Below are 16558 nucleotides of genomic sequence, written 5' to 3'. Positions count from 1 at the left end.
AACTGCTTCTCACATTTTTTGACTATTCCTGATGCCGGGTTACCATTATACTGTCTGTATATACAGTATCGTTGAGAGGGTAACCATGGCTGTATTCCCTTTTTATATTGAATCAGTCCGGTGCGGATTTCCTTCTCCGGCAGAAGGACATGAAGAATCGCTGGAGCTGATGGATTATCTCGTGCGCCACCCGAATGCCACCTTTGTACTCAAAGCGGCTGGCGATTCAATGACAGGTGCCGGTATTTATGATGGCGATCTGCTGGTTGTTGACCGTGCAGAAGCGGTCTTACCCGGGCGGATTGTGATTGCACGTATCTATGATGAGTTCACCTGCAAGCGGCTGATTCGGAAAAATAACACCTGGTGGCTGAAAGCCGAGAATCCCAATATGGCGCCTTTTCCTATGCCGGAAGACTCTGAAATATTTGGGGTTGTTACCCGAAATATACATAACCTGCTGGAGCGGTGATGGAATCAATGAAACCAGGTAACACAGGTCAGATTTGGGCTCTGGTTGATGCCAAAAACTTTTATACCTCCTGTGAACAAATCTTTGATCCGAAACTTGCCAATAAACCCGTTGTTGTTCTGTCCAACAATGATGGGTGTTGTGTGGCAATCAATGAACTGGCCAAAGCCGCAGGGATCAAACGTGGGGCAGTGTGGTACAAAATTGAACGTGAAGCCAAACGTCTTGGTGTGGAAGTACGCAGCTCAAATTATTGCCTTTACGCTGATATGAGCAGGCGTTTTATTGATGAACTGGCAGAATTTTCTCCGCAAGTTGAACAATATTCCATTGATGAAGCCTTCATCCGGCTCGACGGATTACCACCTGAAACACTTTCTCAATATGGAAAGAATATCGTTGAAACCATCAAGCAACGTCTCGGGCTGCCTGTTCGTGTCGGGATCGGCACATCTCCGACACTCGCGAAACTCGCAAATTCCGCTGCAAAGCATTACGAAAAACGAGTCAATAGTGTGATTCATATTCAAACCGATCAACAACGGCGCTGGTTACTTGAAAAGACAGACGTACAGGATATCTGGGGCATTGGTGCGAGACTGGCAACTCGCCTGAGAACGGCTGGGGTTAGTACAGCCTGGCAACTGGCGGTTCAGGATGTAACTGCAATGCGTCGTTTATGGAATGTCGGGTTAGCCCGAACAGTGATGGAGCTACAGGGAGTGAGCTGCATTGATCCCGGCGATATCGACGAAGTAAAAAAACAGATCATGTCGACACGGAGTTTTGGCGTCGGTATCACTGACTTGCAGGAATTACAGTCTGCGCTGGCATTTCACTGTCACCGTGCCGGCGAAAAGCTGAGAAAACAGGGGAGTCAGGCATCAATTGTCGGTATTTACATCCGAACGAACCGCTATAAACAACTACCGCAACATAATAAAAGCAGCGCTTTGCCACTTATATGTCCGACTCAGGATACACAAAAACTGATTACTGCAGCTCAAGCGCAGCTTTCACAAATGTATCGGCCGGGCTATGCATACCAGAAAATTGGCGTGATGCTGGACGAGCTGAGTCCGGTCAGCCAAAACAAACTTCAATTAGATATGTTCAATGGCGATGCGCTTGAAGAAGCCAAACGCCGGGACTTAATGAATATTACGGACAACCTGAATACCCGTTACAGAAACGGTTTAAAACCAGCCTCTGTGATTGCAACCAGTAACTGGCACATGAGACAAGCTTTTCGATCTAATCGATGGACAACGCGACTGGATGAATTGCAAGTGGCTAAGTGCTGAGTTGTTTTAACAAGAGTGATCAAACTCAACAAATCAAGCCATGAAATTTGTCAGTTCCTGAACCGTTAACATAGCTTCTTATTTGTATTGCAACGAAAAATCATCAGTACAATCCAACCCGAGTCAAAGGAAGCAAATGATGAAAAATTACTATGTGAACGATCATGCGCAAAACTCTGGTGAGCATGAAGTCCATCAAGATGGTTGCTCTCATTTACCAAAGCTGGAAAACAGAACATACCTCGGCGTGTTTGATAATTGTGCCGAGGCGGTTTCAGAAGCAAGTCATATCTATTCAAATGTTGATGGCTGTTATTATTGTTGTAATCCTTGCCACAACAGCTGATCGCATAAAAGCCCGTGTGACGGGCTTTTATGAACCATGATGTAAATTCAATGTGGGCTGAGTCTTATCTATAAAATAAACAACTGAGTACGCATTATGGTCACGTTATGTTAAACAAGCCTAAGCAAGTTTTTTTAGTAAACCCTAATATGAACAGGCGTTACTATGCAACTGCTCACCAAGAGAGTATTGCAGTAAGTGACACCATGACCAGAAAAATTTCAGATAACTACATTTTTAGAAAATTTAAGTGCGGATTGAGCAGAGCAGAGACTGCGAAATTATGTTTCAAATCTGTGAGAACCATCACGCGTTGGGACGCAGGTCAAGAGATACCGCCAGAGTGTAGGCGACTCATGAAAATGTACAGTGGATGTGATCTTGAAACGATAGATGATGCATGGCGAGGCTGGCGATTCATTCGTGATAAGCTCATCACCCCCGGTGGATGGAGCATGACACCTGAACGGATCATCACTGGAAATGCTTTGATGGAGATAGATGCTGAGAGTGACCGTCGGACGAAGGCCAAGATAATCAAAGCAGCACGACAACTAAGAAAAATACCAATCCATAGGTAAAAATAAGCCCCAGTTTCTGGAAGTGATAGAGCTATTCAAAACACTTACAGCGATGGGCCTGAGTCCCACAGCAGGCGTTTTACTGGCCCTGTTGTGGAAGATTGAACGGCGTATCACTGTGTTGGAAATACGGACACAGTCCCTATGAGTATTCCAACCAATTTCGGGGGGACGGTGAATACACCGGAACCCGTCACCATCAAAATCGACGTATCAGAACGCGCTATGATCATGACTGGGTTTGTGGTTGTGGTCGCCGCTCTGGTGATTAAGAAAATTAAGGGGTAAACATGGCAAAAGGTATTAATTCAAGAACAGGCAGATTGAAAAAAGGATACAGATACAAAAAAGGAGGGAAAGTCGTGAAAGTGAAATGAATAACCAGTGTGCCTACCTGATCACAATTAATATATATTCTTCTGCTAGTATTTATTGTTCTTATAAGGAGGAATATATGGATAAGTTAGAACAACTATCTTCTGAGGCGAGAGTTTCATACAATTTGATGAAGATAATCATGAATGTGGACAATAACATAACTCGTAAAAAAGACGGAATTTTAGAGCTTTATGATGAATGCCATCAAGTAGTAAAAAACACAAGTGGTGTAGCTGAAGTTGCACTTGATTTAATGATGGAAATTATTGAATTAGATGCGAATTTTTCTCGGCCATTAAAACACGAAGTACTCAGTCTTTATGGAGAATGTCTCAATAAAGCGAAGAATCGCAGTAAAGTTCATTCAGTAGATGAAACACTATAAAACACAAAAGAGCAGGACTTTCCTGCTCTTTGACTTATTATCTGGTCTAGTTAGTGAATCGATTACGATTTTTTGTGATGGTTTCTCATCTGCCTAGTGTTCTTTTTTTTATCTTTAGTGACAGTATCACCATGGGCTTGTTTTAATTCTGCGACCACCTCTAAACGGTAATGGTGTCACAACATTTGTCCTCACAAGGACATAATCAAGCTCATACATACGATTCAGGGCATGATAGGTGTCATACCTCAAAGCCCATGAATCCAATTCTTTAGGGCTAAAGCGTCGGCCTTCAGGGGTGATAATCACCGCATTTTCCTCATCGACACGAAAACCACGCCACCGAGTATCATCACCGGAAGTGCTTTGATGGAGATAGATGCTGAAAATGACCGCAAAACTAAGGCAAAGATAATAAAAGCCGCAAGGCAGCTTAGGAAAATTTCAACTCATAGGTAAAAAGCAGCCCCATTTTAATGGGGCTTATAAAAAACCAATACTCATTCGCATGTTTCGGCAATAAAACTTCTAACTTTAATATTTATTAAATCAGAAGGGTTAAAAATATTTGATTTAGTTAATAATTGACTGATTCAATCCCCAATTAGCTTCTTAAAAATAGTAATATTCTCAAGACTAGATTGAGTCGTTGACTCTAAATCATTGAGTTTTTGAGTATCATAAGGTAAATCGAGAACTGCTTTAATCTGATTTTCTGAACTTGCAACCTTCATAACATTGATTATAGCAAAAATGTAAGCGTTTATAATACGCATGAGCATATAAGTTATTTGCTCAGCATCAGAGAAATCAGTTTGACTATGAATTGCCATATTACGACGTTCACGCAAAAGCTCTAACTTTTGTTTCATTAAGAACCTATCTTTAAATAGAGCTACCGTTCGATGTATTGTAACATTATAATTATCTTTTTGTGTAAAAGTTAGAGTCTCTAGTAAAGACCAAAGGCTTCTAAATGACTTGTTCATATCAGTAGATTCAAGAGCCTCAACGTATCGATTGAACACCGTACGAAAATAAGAATATCTATTTATAGATTCAATAGACTTAAGTAATTTACGATACTTTCTGTTTGCATCTTGAAAATTATCACGCTCATAGTGTAATGATTTTGCATAGTCGGCAAAATTTGACTCATACCAGCACAAATTTGACGCCTGTTCACCGCTTGAAAAGTGGATCATGTGGTATTTAAAACGACGTAACTTATTAACAGGCTCAAACCTCATCCCATACGATTTTCTATCATGACCATAATTATAGAAAAGATTAATCACTCCTAAATAGAAACTTAATTCAGATAGAGATTTAGATACGGCAGAGTTTTCACAACGTGAACTAACCGTAACTGTCACCCAAGAATAATTTAACTCATTCAAATCTACACAAGATTTATTTATAAAATCAAAGTCATAATGATTTTTAAAAATATTAGGGAAATATTTGGATATAACTATACTTGAACGAGGAGTTTTAACCTTAACTTTTGACTTGATTCCTGCCAGAGATATTTTTGTGATCAAAGTGTAGCTTTGCACAGGTTGAAGTAAATATTTTTCTTGCTGCTTACGTATCTGTTCAGCTACATAACCAGCATTCAACATATCCTTATCAGCAGCTTGGAAAATTGCTTCACTTACAAAGATATCTCTTTTGAATTCAGGAATATCTTCACTAAACCTGTATTGCTCTTTTAACAACAGTTCATACAGGTCAAAATTAGTATTGTTAAATGCAGAATTGAAATTTTGTTGCATCCTAACCAAACCATGCGAATCACCTACATTAAATTTAAGTTCAGATAGACGCTGAATCAATTCCTTCGCTGCTAATGGATCTTTCCACTTTGATTTTGCCATGCACATGCAACCATTTAAATTCAAAAAGAAATACTAGCATAGCGCTTTATTAACCTAATTTATAGATATATTGCAAACATATGGTATACCCGCTCTGCGTATATATTGAAACTCTTCATTTTTATCGAATAACTTAATTAAAGCCTGATTAATGTCAAATTCACTATATCCTAGCTGACAGCCAGGCCGTAGCATCGCACCGCGCTGACAATGCAGTGCCCGACGTAGACTTTCCCCCCGTATTACTAGACGGGGGGAGCGTTTCGGCTCCAGCAACACAGTTTTCGACCGCAGAGAAACACGCAGATTTCCGGGCAAGAGATCGCTGCGCTCTGGCCTGACAGGATGAGGAGTTTTGAGCGATGATCGATGGGAGTACCGCGCAAGGGCGCGGGCTTCGGCCAGTTGGCTGAGGGGGCCGTATTGAGTGGTGTGGGGTGGCCTTATATGCCTGAAGGCATCTGCACGCTGTAAAGCTAAGGCACCTCCCCGCGACAGCGGGGCCCCTCCTTAGCTTTCCATCAGAAGGATGTCACAGTCGTCAGCGGGCCATCCTGAACAATGCCGCGACTCTCATTGCACACCACGATTGAATCAAATTCATGATACTCCAATGAATAGACACAATTGCCAATCGCATGGATGCTGTAACCCAGTTTGCGCAGCTCCTTTGAGTTGACCGCGAACTGCATCAAGTCATCCTTGTACGCCTCAAGGTAAATCACATCAAAGGACAGGTCTAAGTCAAAACTGCTGTCCGGCCTGACTGCAATCTGGCGAGCACTGCCCGTGACATACAGGTCAAACTCGGCCAGCGGGTGCTTGGCCTTTGGCCGTGTCGGCGCAGGAGAGCCGGGGACTAGGGCAGGTGAATTGCCTGGCTGTACCGTGGCCGGGATGGGAACCGGCTCTGATTTCGGAACGGGCTCTGAGGTCACGCCAGCGGTCAGCGGATTCTTAACACCACCAAACACAAAGAGCACAACCACAACAAGCAGGCAAAGCGCTCCGCCAATAAAAGACCAGTGCATCCATATGGGTTTGAGGTCAGACGCCGCAGCTTCTGAGACCGCCTGATTGGACGCCGTATGCGACTTATAGAAGCCGAAGTAGGACGGTTTGTAGCGTCGCTGTTCGACGTTGAGCACTTCTCCCCGGCAGCCATCCTGAACCTTGCGGGTGTAGGTTTTCTCACTGCCGAGCGCCGTATTTTTCGAGCAGCGATACTGCACCTGAACCATGTCTCGGACATCTTTGTGTATCTTCCTGTCAGACTGAGTGATTAGCAGCACATCGATGCCGTGATGGCGGTGCAGGCTGAGGAACTCCAGTACCTCCACCGATGCCCGGCCAATCGGCAACACCAAATGCGCCTCATCCACCACAACCAGCGGCCCCTGACCACTTTCATTGCGCCAGTCGTCCTTGTAATCCGCCGGAGTCGAAAAGGGGCGGTTGATGTTGCCGTGGTCGTCAAAGTTGGTCTCGATGATTTTAATCAGCTCAGTGACACCGTCACCAAAGACCATCCGGAACTTGTCCAGATTCAGGGGCAGGTTGGTAATGACCTTACGCCCGGCCTGAATCGCCGGGATGATGTGATAGACCACCGCCTCATAGGACTTGCCGCCACCGGGGCGGCCAATCAGCAGGTTTATCATGTTACGACCCCAGACGCGTGAACGGTATCAGCTGCAATATCAGGCGAATGGTGATGGCCGTGATGATCATGACCACGGCCTGAGGCAATCCGACCTGACCGAACACCCAAGCCACGGAATCCGGCAGGGACGTAAAATACTGCGAGAGGTCTATCGGGGTCAGCAGCTTGGATATCATCGCAACCAGTCCCTTGGACAGCTCCAACACCTGCTCAAACAGAAAGTACATCAGGTCTTTGAGCATGTTGACCAGAGACACCACCAAGTTATAAAGGAAGTTCAGCAGGATATTAAACAGCTCAACAATCCAATCGTACATATTAACCCCCGAAGACCAGACGACGGCAAAGCAGGGCCGCCGAAAACAAAATACAGGCCCGAATAAAGCCCCAGACGCCATAGCCAATATCTAAATCAAACCGACCGAAATTCCCCATCGCACCAAAGTCAAAACTAAGCCCCGTATCCGGCCCTTGAGCGCCATCGGTACCGACCTGAAACTGATTCAGAAATTTGAAGCGCTCACCGGACATCATGTCTTTCATGTAATTGTCCATAATCCCGCCCATGCCATTGGGATATTTCGAGTGGTAATACCCGGTGCAGGTATTGGACTGAAAACAGGACACCGTCCCGGCACCGGAGGTGTTGAGGTTCGCCAGCGCATCGGAATTGTCAGCCAGATGGTCAAGAGATTCCCCGATACCATCGAGTTTTTCCCCGGTCAGGGTCTGGCCGTCCTTCAGCTCATCCAGTTTGCCCAGCAGCTCGGAGTGTTGTTCATCGTCCTTGGTCTGACCGTCCAGAATCGTCTGGTTGATTTCGGCCAGTTTCTCATTGGACGTATCAATATTGTCATTGATGGCGTCGAGCTTTTGATTGGTTTCGTCATTGTCCGTCTGAGATTCCTGTACCGCCGCAATGAGTTCATCCTGTTTGGATAACTGCTGCTGATTGTTTTCATCCAGATTGGAATTGATATCGGCCAGCTTGCCGGAAATACCGCCCAGCTGACTGTATTGCTCATCGAAATGGGTCAGGAATTGTCCCTGCATGCCTTTTAAGACCGAGAGCTCCTCCTCAGAGAAATTCGCCATGTGCTCTAACTGGGTGTGTGATTTTTGCAGCGTCTCATGATAGCGATTCGCTAATGCCAGCTGCTGCTCTAAGGTGGCATTTCGGTTCACATCCATATCCAGCAGTCGGTTTAAATCTTTATGCAGGGTGGAGCCATTGCTGTTAATCGCCCGAATCACGCCGCCCATATCCGGACTTTCACCACCGCCGGAAGTACCACCGGATGTACCGCCAGAAGTGCCACCGGACGTACCGCCAGATGTACCACCGGACGTGCCGCCAGACGTACCACCGGAATCACCGCCAGAGGTACCGCCGGAATCACCGCCAGACGTACCACCGGAATCACCGCCAGAGGTACCGCCGGAATCACCGCCCGAAGTGCCACCGGAGTCACCACCAGATGTACCACCGGAATCACCACCAGAATCACCGCCGCCAGTATCCGGGTCTGGTTCCGGTTCAGGGTCGGGGTCTGGCTCAGGTTCCGGTTCAGGTGGTTCCGGTTGGTCTCGCGGCCATGTGTCACAGCGGTATTCAATAAACTCATGCTCCCGGTTACAAGTCACATTTGCCCTGGCATTGAACTGTGCCGGGTCGACACTGTTCAGACACTGGTCAATTTTGCTCTGAATGAGCTTGGGAACATGGGGGGAATCACAGTAGTTTTCAGGGGATGGAAGTTTGGTATAAGCCCCGTCCATACGTTCATTAAATCCACACAGAACCCCCGCAGAGGCTGCCCGGCAATTACTAAATACCCCCGAACCAGACTGACGCTTACCTTCCACACAAGAGGCCAGTTCGGAAAAACTCGAATCGTCAACGACCGAATCCGCAGATAAGCAGGCTGCTTTATCCGCGCCGTATGGCGGCAGACCATCGGAAAAAAAATAAGCCACCGCATGGGCCGAACCCGGAAACAGCGCAAAGTAAATCACCGGCAGCCAGCAAACCAAAGCAAAGCAAACAGCCAGCACCCCAAATCAGATTTCTTCATCCCAGCAACCATAAAAAAGGGCAGCCGAAGCCGCCCAAAGAGTCAGAACTTAGTGCCACCCCCGCAAAACCGCCAACGCCGAGAGGGCACCTATCAGTGACCAGAGCGTCAGCGTCAGGTCATGCAGGAGGAGCAGCATTACGCCTTGTTAACAGCCCGTTTCGCCAGCGTGATGCCTTTCATCACCATGGCAATCCCGACAATCGCGACACCAATCGCCGTGACCGAAGCTGCAACGTCACCCATGTTGATTGCGCCAAAAACACCATCCATATCAGTTTTCCTTACATTTTGTTGATTAAACGCTTGGCAATGCCGACCGGGTAAGCTGCGAAATAACAGGTCACCAGAATGGCCGCAAAGCCAAATGAAAACGCCGAGCCAACATCCTCCGGCGTGATTTGTGAGCCAGCCAAATAGCTGTCATAACTAGACTTGCTTATCAGGACAAAACCAGCACAGTCCGTTATTGGTGTGGGTACGGCATACAGAAAGCCTTGCTCGTTCGCCAGTACGCATGTATCTGCCATGATGCCGTCCCGAATTCTTACGCTTTGATGTAGTCGACGGCGATATTGCGGGACGGGTTATCCGGGTCCGCAGCCAACGTCAGCTTGAGCTGAGTCGGAAAGCTCAGGCTGGCAAACTTGGCAAACAGCGCCTTGTCGTCCGCCATGGAAATGGTTTTTTCCTCCAAGCCCAACTTGCTGATGTTGTTGTCCGCATTCTGGAAATCTTTCGCCGGCACCAGATAGTGAACCTGCGCAAATGAATACGGCTTAGGCTGACCCGACTTTTTGGAAATACCGCTCCCCATGGTGACAGCCGAAACAAGAACAGTTAAACCAGACATGACATCTCTCCGTTGAATTACGCCATCGCTAGGCGTTGATAGATTTGCGCTCGATGGGACTGCTGACGGAATGCCAGCAAATCCGCAAGCGGGACTTTTTCTGCCGCGTCCGAATCGCCCGTAACAGGCGTGTTGAGACGGTCAGGAATTTCGTAAGCTTCCAAATGGCTGGTCAGTTGCTTAACCACCTGCTCAGGAGACAGATTCAGCACCTGACGCATGTAGTTGACCAGCTTGCCGCACTGGGTTGCACCGTGTTTGACGGCGTTCTCAACCGAGGTCATGTAGTGACGTTTGTGCGTGGCAATGGCGCATTGCTCAGCCTCACAGACGCGGCCAAGGGCAGGGTATGCACCTGCAAAATACTTGTCGCCGTCGGTCAGAACATCGAATGGAATGACCCGGTCTTTTGACCGCAGTTCCAGCTCCCAGCGAACCCAATTCGGGTTCTGAGTCGATTTCGTTTGCTTGCCTTTCTCATAAACCCGCAGCATTTTGCCCGCCTCACGGCTACCGACGTAGAACGAACGGCCCAGCTCAGGAATCAGGCCATAACGCTTTTTCATGGTCTGAGACGTGCCTGCCTGTGTCTGGTACTCACAGGATTTCGCCATATGGCCGGACTCGATATAGGTGTAAGAGCACGGACGGCCACGGGTGATAAACGCACCTTCCTTGGCCATCTTGCGGGCTTCATTGACCCCGAATTCACCGCTGAAACAGTCGTATGCGACATCTGCCCGGGTAATCTTGGCGCCCGGCAGATGGCAAATAGCGTCATGCACTTCGGTCATGTCCAGTGCCACACAGCCCGTCCCGGAAAACGACACATAACAGCCGTGTTGCTTGGCACCCCAAGCGCACAGACCCGCTTGTTGGCCGTTGACCAGCAGACTGGCCGAGTGCGGATAGCCCGCAAATCCACCCGGACGCAGTGAGAATTCCCAGACGTTGCCGAATTTACCGAGACCGTGATTGAGGCGATTGACGAAACAGTCAACCTCACCACGGCACAGGCAGTCCATGGTATTGAGACCAAAGTGGTCCAGCAGGTCGGCTTTGACCTCATGGAAGCGGCGCGCATCGCCACCGATTTTAAAATCCGTGTTTTTGAACTTGGCCCGGACAGCAGCGGCATAATCGATGGCGCCAGTGTCCAACATTTCATGGGTGACGTTGTCACCAAATTCATTGAATTCAAATTTACGAATCGCACGAATTGAAGCGCCCATCTTGGCAAGCTCCAGCACGTGGGCGAGTTCCTCCGGCGTCCAAGTGAATGACAGGTAGTCAATAATCGTTTTCATTGTCGAAGACTCCCAAGTCATACAGTTCTTGCCAGTTCTCAGCAGTAACGAGATACAGCTCATAACCCTGAGGAAAAAATTCAGCGCCGATTTGATGCAATTCAGCCAGCGAACGAAAATACTCAGGCTCGCTACCAAGGAAGGCGAAACCAGAGCCGTCGGCGTTTTGTTCGTAATACAGGGGCTGAGTCATGAGCAACAAATCACGTATAAATCACGATTGGTCGTTATCGTAAACACGGAAATCCGTGTTCGCAAGACACGATCTAGCGTGATTAAACGGCTAGAATGCGAACAAGAGGAGAAAAATCATGTATCAAATAAAACTGTTAGATAGCTACAAAACAGCTAAAAACTATGTGCAAGATAAGCAAATTGCGGCTGATTTGGGTATTCCTCAGCAGCGAATTTCTGAAATGCGCAATGGAAAACGCTATCTATCTGATAAAGAAGCGATTTTTCTTGCTGAAGCTGCAAACATTGACCCGCATGAGGTTTTAATCTTTTTAGCGGCTGAGCGTGCCAAAGATTACAAAGCTCAACGTATCTGGCTGGACATCACGGCAAAGTTAAGAAGCCAAGGCTTTGAGGGCTTAGTCCTTGGTATGACTGGATTCTTAGCCCTCAATTCCTCAACCCTCAAGTACGCATTATGTACATTATGTTAAATTATGTGTTACCAGAATGAGAATAACACTGATAAAGCCGGGGGATACCCGGCTTGATGAATTAGTTAATTGGAGCAAATCCCCCCAGTATAGAAAAATTTCTGAGCATGGTACCGACAATATAAGTCTGACCATCATGTGGAACCGTTAGCAAGACGCCATCGTTGTAAGTGCCATTCAAAGCAGGATCAGCGCATTGCGTAGCTTCTACGTTAGTCACCGAGAAATAGCTGTTGATTCTCGTAATATTGCCGGAAATAGTGCAGGAATCGTTCACAATAAAAGAACCATCCGCGTTAATCGTCCAGGTGCTCCCATCTGTTGGATTTGTATGCGTTCCGACAATTTCAGCTAAAGTTAATGAATCATCTGCTTTCTGCATTGTGTAAACAACCGCATCACTTTCATCATTTGCAGGAGAGTAAGGAGATTTCCAAGTGACCGATGAATTGTTAAATGTGGCTTTCATCTCAATATCTGATAAGTGGTTTATATCCGAGCCATCAAATAATGACACAAAATAATAACCTGTTGTTATCATTGTATTATTGATTGTCTTTGCAGATTCAGAAAGAATAATCCCATAAGTATCCTCATCAAAATCGTTGATGATAATGTTTGTATCCGATCGCTTAGAATCAACCATCATCAGGGAAAAATTTGTCGGATGAACGTAAATCCCATCATAGTTAAATGTTCCTGATTTAGATGTCGCAGATGACTCCTCGCTACTGCCACCTCCCCCACAAGCAGTCAGAATCAAAGTTGATAGAATGCTTGCAGCAATATACCTTTTCATGCGTATTCTCCATTTTGCATATCAACACAAATACGCGGCCATTATAATCAAATAAAACAGTGTTCAAAGCTAAATGTTCATATTTTTGATATAAAAAAGCCCCGAATTTCGAGGCTCATCAATTTAACCATAACGCTGATTTACCATAAAATAGGTAATTCACACTTTGATTTTAGTTCTGCTGCAAATGTCAGTTTGCCTGGTACTTCAATCTCATATGAATGACCTATTCAAAACCATCAATGACCTGATTTCAGTAAAATCATTAAAGCTACTGCACAAGCATCAGAAGATGCCGGGTTTTGTCCTGTAACCAACAAGCCATCAATTTCAACATGACTTTGCCAATCTTCAGATTTTTGATAATGACCGCCATTTGCTTTGAGCATGTCTTCAACAAGGAATGGAACGACCTCCGTGAGTCCTACAGCAGATTCTTCAGAATTAGAAAAACCAGTGACTTTACGACCAGAAACCAGAGAGTTACCGCTTTCAGACTGAGTATGGCGGAAAACGGCTGGCGCGTGGCAAACAGCACCAACAGGCTTTCCCTGAGAAATAAAAGCTTCAATTAAGGCGATTGAAGCAGGATCTTCTGCCAAGTCCCAAAGCGGTCCGTGCCCTCCCGGATAGAAAATGGCATCAAAATCCTCAGCATTCACTTGGTTTAATCTCAATGTATTTGCCAAACATTGCTTCGCATCCTCGTCCCGTTCAAAACGGCGAGTAGCATCTGTCTGCGCATCCGGCTGGTTACTTTTAGGATCGATCGGCGGCTGTCCACCGTTTGGAGATGCCAGCGTCAATATGGCTCCCGCATCTTTAAAAACGTAATAAGGAGATGCAAACTCTTCCAGCCAAAAACCCGTTTTGTGCCCAGTCTCTCCAAGTTGATCATGTGATGTCAGCACCATCAGAATTTTCATTGTTATCTCCCGCAGTGAAGTGTCTTCAACCCATTAGAGATTAGTCAGGTTCAGCGAGAACTCTACCTTTCCGCCATGAAAAGCAGACAAATTCAACATCTGAACCCAAACGAAATATGAAAACTTAGTGTCCCAGCAAAAACACAATCTCACTCAGGCATTAACCGCCGGCAAGTTTAACGGTATGTCCTTTTTTCTCCAGGGTCGCTTTTAACAAATCGCGTTTATCTCCCTGAATTTCAATCGTTCCGTCTTTCACTGCGCCGCCGCAGCCGCAGACCTTTTTCAGTTCGGCCGCCAGAAGCTTCAGTTCTGTGTCATTCATATCCAACCCGGTAACGATGCAAACACCCTTCCCTTTCCTTCCCTTTGTCTGGCGCTGAATACGAACAACACCGTCTCCTTTCGGGCGCTCAGGTGCTGCTTTTTCTTCTTTGATTCGGCCTGTTTCGGTAGAAAAAACTAATCGGCTGTTGTCACTCATTGAACTCGATCCCAATAACTGCTTGAAAAATGTGACCCGGTCATCAGGTTGAATACAGATGTTTGCGACCGGTGCCAGCCCGAATAATATCAATAAATAGGCTTCTAACGGAAACTCATATGATTCGTAACGTAATCTTTGACTTTGGTGGCGTGCTGTTCGAATGGAATCCACACAGAGTGGTCGAAACCTTCACTCACTCTCACTATGAGCAGGAAGTTTTGCTCAAGAATGTGTTGCAACATCCCGATTGGCTCGCATTGGATCGCGGAACAATGCTGATGGCAGAAGTCATACCTAAGTTTGCAGCCCGAACTGGCTTTCCGGAAGCTCGAATGGAAGATTTTATTGATCATATCCAGAGCAGCCTGAGACTTATCCAGGCATCCAAAACATTACTTGATGAGCTCATTGAGCAAGAGTTTCACCTTTATTTTCTCAGTAATATGAGCACAGCTTTCTTCGAAACTCTGAACGAAAAGCATGACCTTTCAACTTTGTTTGATGGCGGGCTGCTGTCTGCAAGAGAGCTTCTTTTAAAGCCGGAACCTGAGATATTTCAGCTTCTTATGAATCGATACGACTTAATACCGGAAGAGACGTATTTTATCGATGATAATGAACCGAATGTTCTGGCTGCCAGAGAACTGGGGATCAACGCGATTCATTTTTCAGCAACCCCGAGTTGTTACCAAGAAATCCGCTCAGCTTTGAGACTAAAGATAAGTTAACTGAATCTATGCTTACTGAGTTATCTCTTTAACATTGAGCTGAACTAAGCATGACTGCTTATGTCTATAGTACCCATAGATGTGATCATGTGTTCTCTGGAGGTTTTGTGAATAAAGCATTGATTCCACTCATGTTAATTGTATGTACTTTGAGCAGCCCTTTCTCTCTGGCTGAAGAAGGAAAAAGCAGACCTCAGGAAAAGAAATCTATCGTCGGGCAAGTTGAAACCATCAAGATTCCTGATTTGGACATGGAGTTCCTTGCTCGTATTGATACTGGCGCCAATACAACATCAATCAATGCTTCCAACATTCGGGTACTAGGTGAAAAAAGTGATGACATGCGAGAAAACCTTGGCAGCATGGTCGAATTCACCACTGAGAATGAAAAAGGCGAAAAAGCAACCTACAAAGGGAAGATCGTCAAAGTCAGTAAAATCAGGAACGCGCAGGGCGTTGAACGTCGTTACGCGGTCAAAATGGATTTAAGCTGGAATGGTGAACATAAACGCGTATCCGTGAACTTAAGAAACCGCAGTAAGCTGGAATATAAATTACTGATTGGCAGAAATTGGTTAATGGGCGACTATCTGGTCGATGTTGAGAAATCTGACGAAGACGATTAACCCCCTACCATTTGATTCGCTGATAAAAATTTTAACTTACCGACTTGATTCCAGGTTGGTATTGTCTATAGTAATTTTATTCTCAACGTTTAGTTATAGTGCGCCAGAATGAAAAAAATTCCTGTGGTAACCAACGAATCTGAAAAACAGCGCAGTATTCAAACTTTCTCTTTACCGATAGAAGATGTTGAGGTGTGGAAAGTTCTGACTCATCAGCAGTATTCAGCGAATACTTTGCTTGCATTCAAGAACGATTGGAACCATTTCCTGAGCTTTTGCCTGGAGAGGCACGCATCTCCCTTACCAGCCACCGTCAAAATTGTTCATGAATTCATAGACCGCATGGCACAGAAACGAAAACTGGCCAGTTTGAAACGTTACATCGTCACTATTGGATTGGTTCATCGTTGCCACGCGCTCCCAGACCCTTGCCGGCATACTGAAGTTCGCCTGGTACTGAACAAGTACAGGCTCGAAAAACAAGATGACTATAAGAATGCAGCCGCTTTTCGGGACGACCATCTGCAGCGGCTTGCCGAGAATTTCTCACTCGCAACCAAACCGAAAGATGTCCGTGATTTCGCGATTTGGTCCATCATGTTTGAAGCCATGCTGAAACGGAGTGAACTGGCAGCGTTGACGGTAGATCATCTGGACATCGCCCCATCCGGCTTAATTACCCTGAATGTAAAAGAACACGCCATTGCCTTGAGCACACTCGCCTCTCAAGCGCTTCAACGTTGGTTAACCATCGGAATCATTGAAGCCGGAAACGTCTTCCGGCGTATCGATCGTCACGGAAATATTGGCGATCAGCCGCTAGACCATTCCTCAATTTACCGCGTATTCAGACGTGCCGGAGATGAACTGGGCGTCAGCCACGACACCATATTTTCTGGCCAGTCGCCTCGTGTCGGGGCCGTGAAAGATTTATCTGATGCCGGTGTATCAATTCATGATATTCAGGCACAAGGACGTTGGAAGAGCCCGGCAATGCCGGCGCAGTATGCTGGGAACAAAGATAAGCACGATACTGAAATCGCAAAATATGTAAAAAATAAGCCTTGGGAAAAGTGATGT

At 46.0% G+C, this 16558-nt stretch carries 23 protein-coding genes; 10 read left to right on the top strand and 13 right to left on the bottom strand.

The features are described from left to right. Nucleotides 1-85: 85 nt before the first annotated feature. From L4174_RS18925 to L4174_RS18900, 6 genes are all read left to right on the top strand, one after another. Entirely contained in the window at nucleotides 86-472 is a 387-nt protein-coding gene (locus L4174_RS18925) for a LexA family transcriptional regulator (protein ID WP_248142361.1), read from the top strand. Beyond that, a complete protein-coding gene (locus L4174_RS18920; RefSeq protein ID WP_248142362.1) occupies nucleotides 472-1776 on the top strand; it encodes a Y-family DNA polymerase in 1305 nt (434 codons plus the stop codon). Before L4174_RS18925 ends, L4174_RS18920 begins: the two co-directional genes overlap by 1 nt. A gap of 136 nt (nucleotides 1777-1912) precedes the next feature. Continuing rightward, a complete protein-coding gene (locus tag L4174_RS18915; RefSeq protein ID WP_248142363.1) occupies nucleotides 1913-2122 on the top strand; it encodes a hypothetical protein in 210 nt (69 codons plus the stop codon). Nucleotides 2123-2229: 107 nt separating this feature from the next. Then, nucleotides 2230-2703, top strand: coding sequence for a DUF3653 domain-containing protein (locus tag L4174_RS18910; protein WP_248142364.1), 474 nt, complete (start codon nucleotides 2230-2232; stop codon nucleotides 2701-2703). 144 nt (nucleotides 2704-2847) lie between these two features. Next, nucleotides 2848-2991: a hypothetical protein gene (locus L4174_RS18905; protein WP_248142365.1), complete on the top strand. Its 144-nt coding sequence runs from the start codon at nucleotides 2848-2850 to the stop codon at nucleotides 2989-2991. Nucleotides 2992-3157: 166 nt separating this feature from the next. Beyond that, on the top strand, nucleotides 3158-3466 hold the full coding sequence (locus tag L4174_RS18900) for a hypothetical protein (protein WP_248142366.1): 309 nt from the start codon (nucleotides 3158-3160) through the stop codon (nucleotides 3464-3466). Between the two features lie 126 nt (nucleotides 3467-3592). Here the strand turns inward: L4174_RS18900 and L4174_RS18895 are convergent, their stop codons facing one another. From L4174_RS18895 to L4174_RS18855, 10 genes are all read right to left on the bottom strand, one after another. Continuing rightward, nucleotides 3593-3775 (bottom strand): DUF3653 domain-containing protein, encoded by a 183-nt coding sequence (locus L4174_RS18895; protein ID WP_248142367.1) that lies wholly within the window; start codon nucleotides 3773-3775, stop codon nucleotides 3593-3595. Nucleotides 3776-4059: 284 nt separating this feature from the next. Further along, nucleotides 4060-5346, bottom strand: a complete 1287-nt coding sequence (locus L4174_RS18890; RefSeq protein ID WP_248142368.1) for a hypothetical protein — start codon at nucleotides 5344-5346, stop codon at nucleotides 4060-4062. 521 nt (nucleotides 5347-5867) lie between these two features. Then, nucleotides 5868-7007 carry a zonular occludens toxin domain-containing protein gene (locus L4174_RS18885; RefSeq protein WP_248142369.1) on the bottom strand — a complete coding sequence of 380 codons (1140 nt, stop codon included), beginning with the start codon at nucleotides 7005-7007 and terminating at the stop codon, nucleotides 5868-5870. A gap of 1 nt (nucleotide 7008) precedes the next feature. Beyond that, complete coding sequence (locus L4174_RS18880) at nucleotides 7009-7326, bottom strand: DUF2523 family protein (RefSeq protein WP_248142370.1); 318 nt, start codon at nucleotides 7324-7326, stop codon at nucleotides 7009-7011. A gap of 1 nt (nucleotide 7327) precedes the next feature. Continuing rightward, nucleotides 7328-9064 carry a hypothetical protein gene (locus tag L4174_RS18875; protein WP_248142371.1) on the bottom strand — a complete coding sequence of 579 codons (1737 nt, stop codon included), beginning with the start codon at nucleotides 9062-9064 and terminating at the stop codon, nucleotides 7328-7330. A gap of 158 nt (nucleotides 9065-9222) precedes the next feature. After that, nucleotides 9223-9357: a hypothetical protein gene (locus L4174_RS24055; RefSeq protein ID WP_256549387.1), complete on the bottom strand. Its 135-nt coding sequence runs from the start codon at nucleotides 9355-9357 to the stop codon at nucleotides 9223-9225. 11 nt (nucleotides 9358-9368) lie between these two features. Next, a complete protein-coding gene (locus L4174_RS18870; protein WP_248142372.1) occupies nucleotides 9369-9614 on the bottom strand; it encodes a single-stranded DNA-binding protein in 246 nt (81 codons plus the stop codon). Between the two features lie 17 nt (nucleotides 9615-9631). Continuing rightward, complete coding sequence (locus tag L4174_RS18865) at nucleotides 9632-9937, bottom strand: hypothetical protein (RefSeq protein ID WP_248142373.1); 306 nt, start codon at nucleotides 9935-9937, stop codon at nucleotides 9632-9634. 17 nt (nucleotides 9938-9954) lie between these two features. Then, nucleotides 9955-11244, bottom strand: a complete 1290-nt coding sequence (locus tag L4174_RS18860) for a replication initiation factor domain-containing protein (RefSeq protein ID WP_248142374.1) — start codon at nucleotides 11242-11244, stop codon at nucleotides 9955-9957. After that, nucleotides 11228-11437: a hypothetical protein gene (locus L4174_RS18855; RefSeq protein ID WP_248142375.1), complete on the bottom strand. Its 210-nt coding sequence runs from the start codon at nucleotides 11435-11437 to the stop codon at nucleotides 11228-11230. Before L4174_RS18855 ends, L4174_RS18860 begins: the two co-directional genes overlap by 17 nt. A gap of 118 nt (nucleotides 11438-11555) precedes the next feature. Here L4174_RS18855 and L4174_RS18850 point away from each other — a divergent pair, with 118 nt between their 5' ends. Then, nucleotides 11556-11912 carry a DUF3693 domain-containing protein gene (locus L4174_RS18850; RefSeq protein ID WP_248142376.1) on the top strand — a complete coding sequence of 119 codons (357 nt, stop codon included), beginning with the start codon at nucleotides 11556-11558 and terminating at the stop codon, nucleotides 11910-11912. A 61-nt stretch (nucleotides 11913-11973) separates the two neighbouring features. On the opposite strand, the gene L4174_RS18845 is transcribed toward L4174_RS18850, so the two are convergent. The 3 genes from L4174_RS18845 to yciH form a co-directional block, all read right to left on the bottom strand. Next, on the bottom strand, nucleotides 11974-12711 hold the full coding sequence (locus L4174_RS18845) for a hypothetical protein (RefSeq protein ID WP_248142377.1): 738 nt from the start codon (nucleotides 12709-12711) through the stop codon (nucleotides 11974-11976). A 239-nt stretch (nucleotides 12712-12950) separates the two neighbouring features. Next, nucleotides 12951-13637 carry a type 1 glutamine amidotransferase domain-containing protein gene (locus L4174_RS18840; RefSeq protein ID WP_248142378.1) on the bottom strand — a complete coding sequence of 229 codons (687 nt, stop codon included), beginning with the start codon at nucleotides 13635-13637 and terminating at the stop codon, nucleotides 12951-12953. Between the two features lie 160 nt (nucleotides 13638-13797). Next, nucleotides 13798-14121 (bottom strand): stress response translation initiation inhibitor YciH, encoded by a 324-nt coding sequence (gene yciH / locus L4174_RS18835; RefSeq protein ID WP_248142379.1) that lies wholly within the window; start codon nucleotides 14119-14121, stop codon nucleotides 13798-13800. Between the two features lie 179 nt (nucleotides 14122-14300). On the opposite strand from yciH, the gene L4174_RS18830 reads away from it, so the two are divergent. The 3 genes from L4174_RS18830 to L4174_RS18820 all read left to right on the top strand — a co-directional run bounded on the left by L4174_RS18830 (nucleotide 14301) and on the right by L4174_RS18820 (nucleotide 16555). Then, nucleotides 14301-14852, top strand: a complete 552-nt coding sequence (locus tag L4174_RS18830; protein ID WP_305885166.1) for an HAD family phosphatase — start codon at nucleotides 14301-14303, stop codon at nucleotides 14850-14852. Nucleotides 14853-14959: 107 nt separating this feature from the next. Then, the gene (locus L4174_RS18825; RefSeq protein WP_248142381.1) at nucleotides 14960-15478 is read left to right on the top strand and encodes a RimK/LysX family protein; all 519 of its coding nucleotides are present in this window, start codon (nucleotides 14960-14962) and stop codon (nucleotides 15476-15478) included. A 108-nt stretch (nucleotides 15479-15586) separates the two neighbouring features. Next, nucleotides 15587-16555, top strand: a complete 969-nt coding sequence (locus L4174_RS18820; RefSeq protein WP_248142382.1) for a tyrosine-type recombinase/integrase — start codon at nucleotides 15587-15589, stop codon at nucleotides 16553-16555. Nucleotides 16556-16558 lie beyond the last annotated feature (3 nt).

The sequence above is a fragment of the Photobacterium sp. CCB-ST2H9 genome, from assembly GCF_023151555.2.
Lineage (GTDB): Bacteria > Pseudomonadota > Gammaproteobacteria > Enterobacterales > Vibrionaceae > Photobacterium.
Note: the sequence above shows the minus strand (reverse complement) of the source record. Positions and strands in the feature narration are given on the sequence as shown.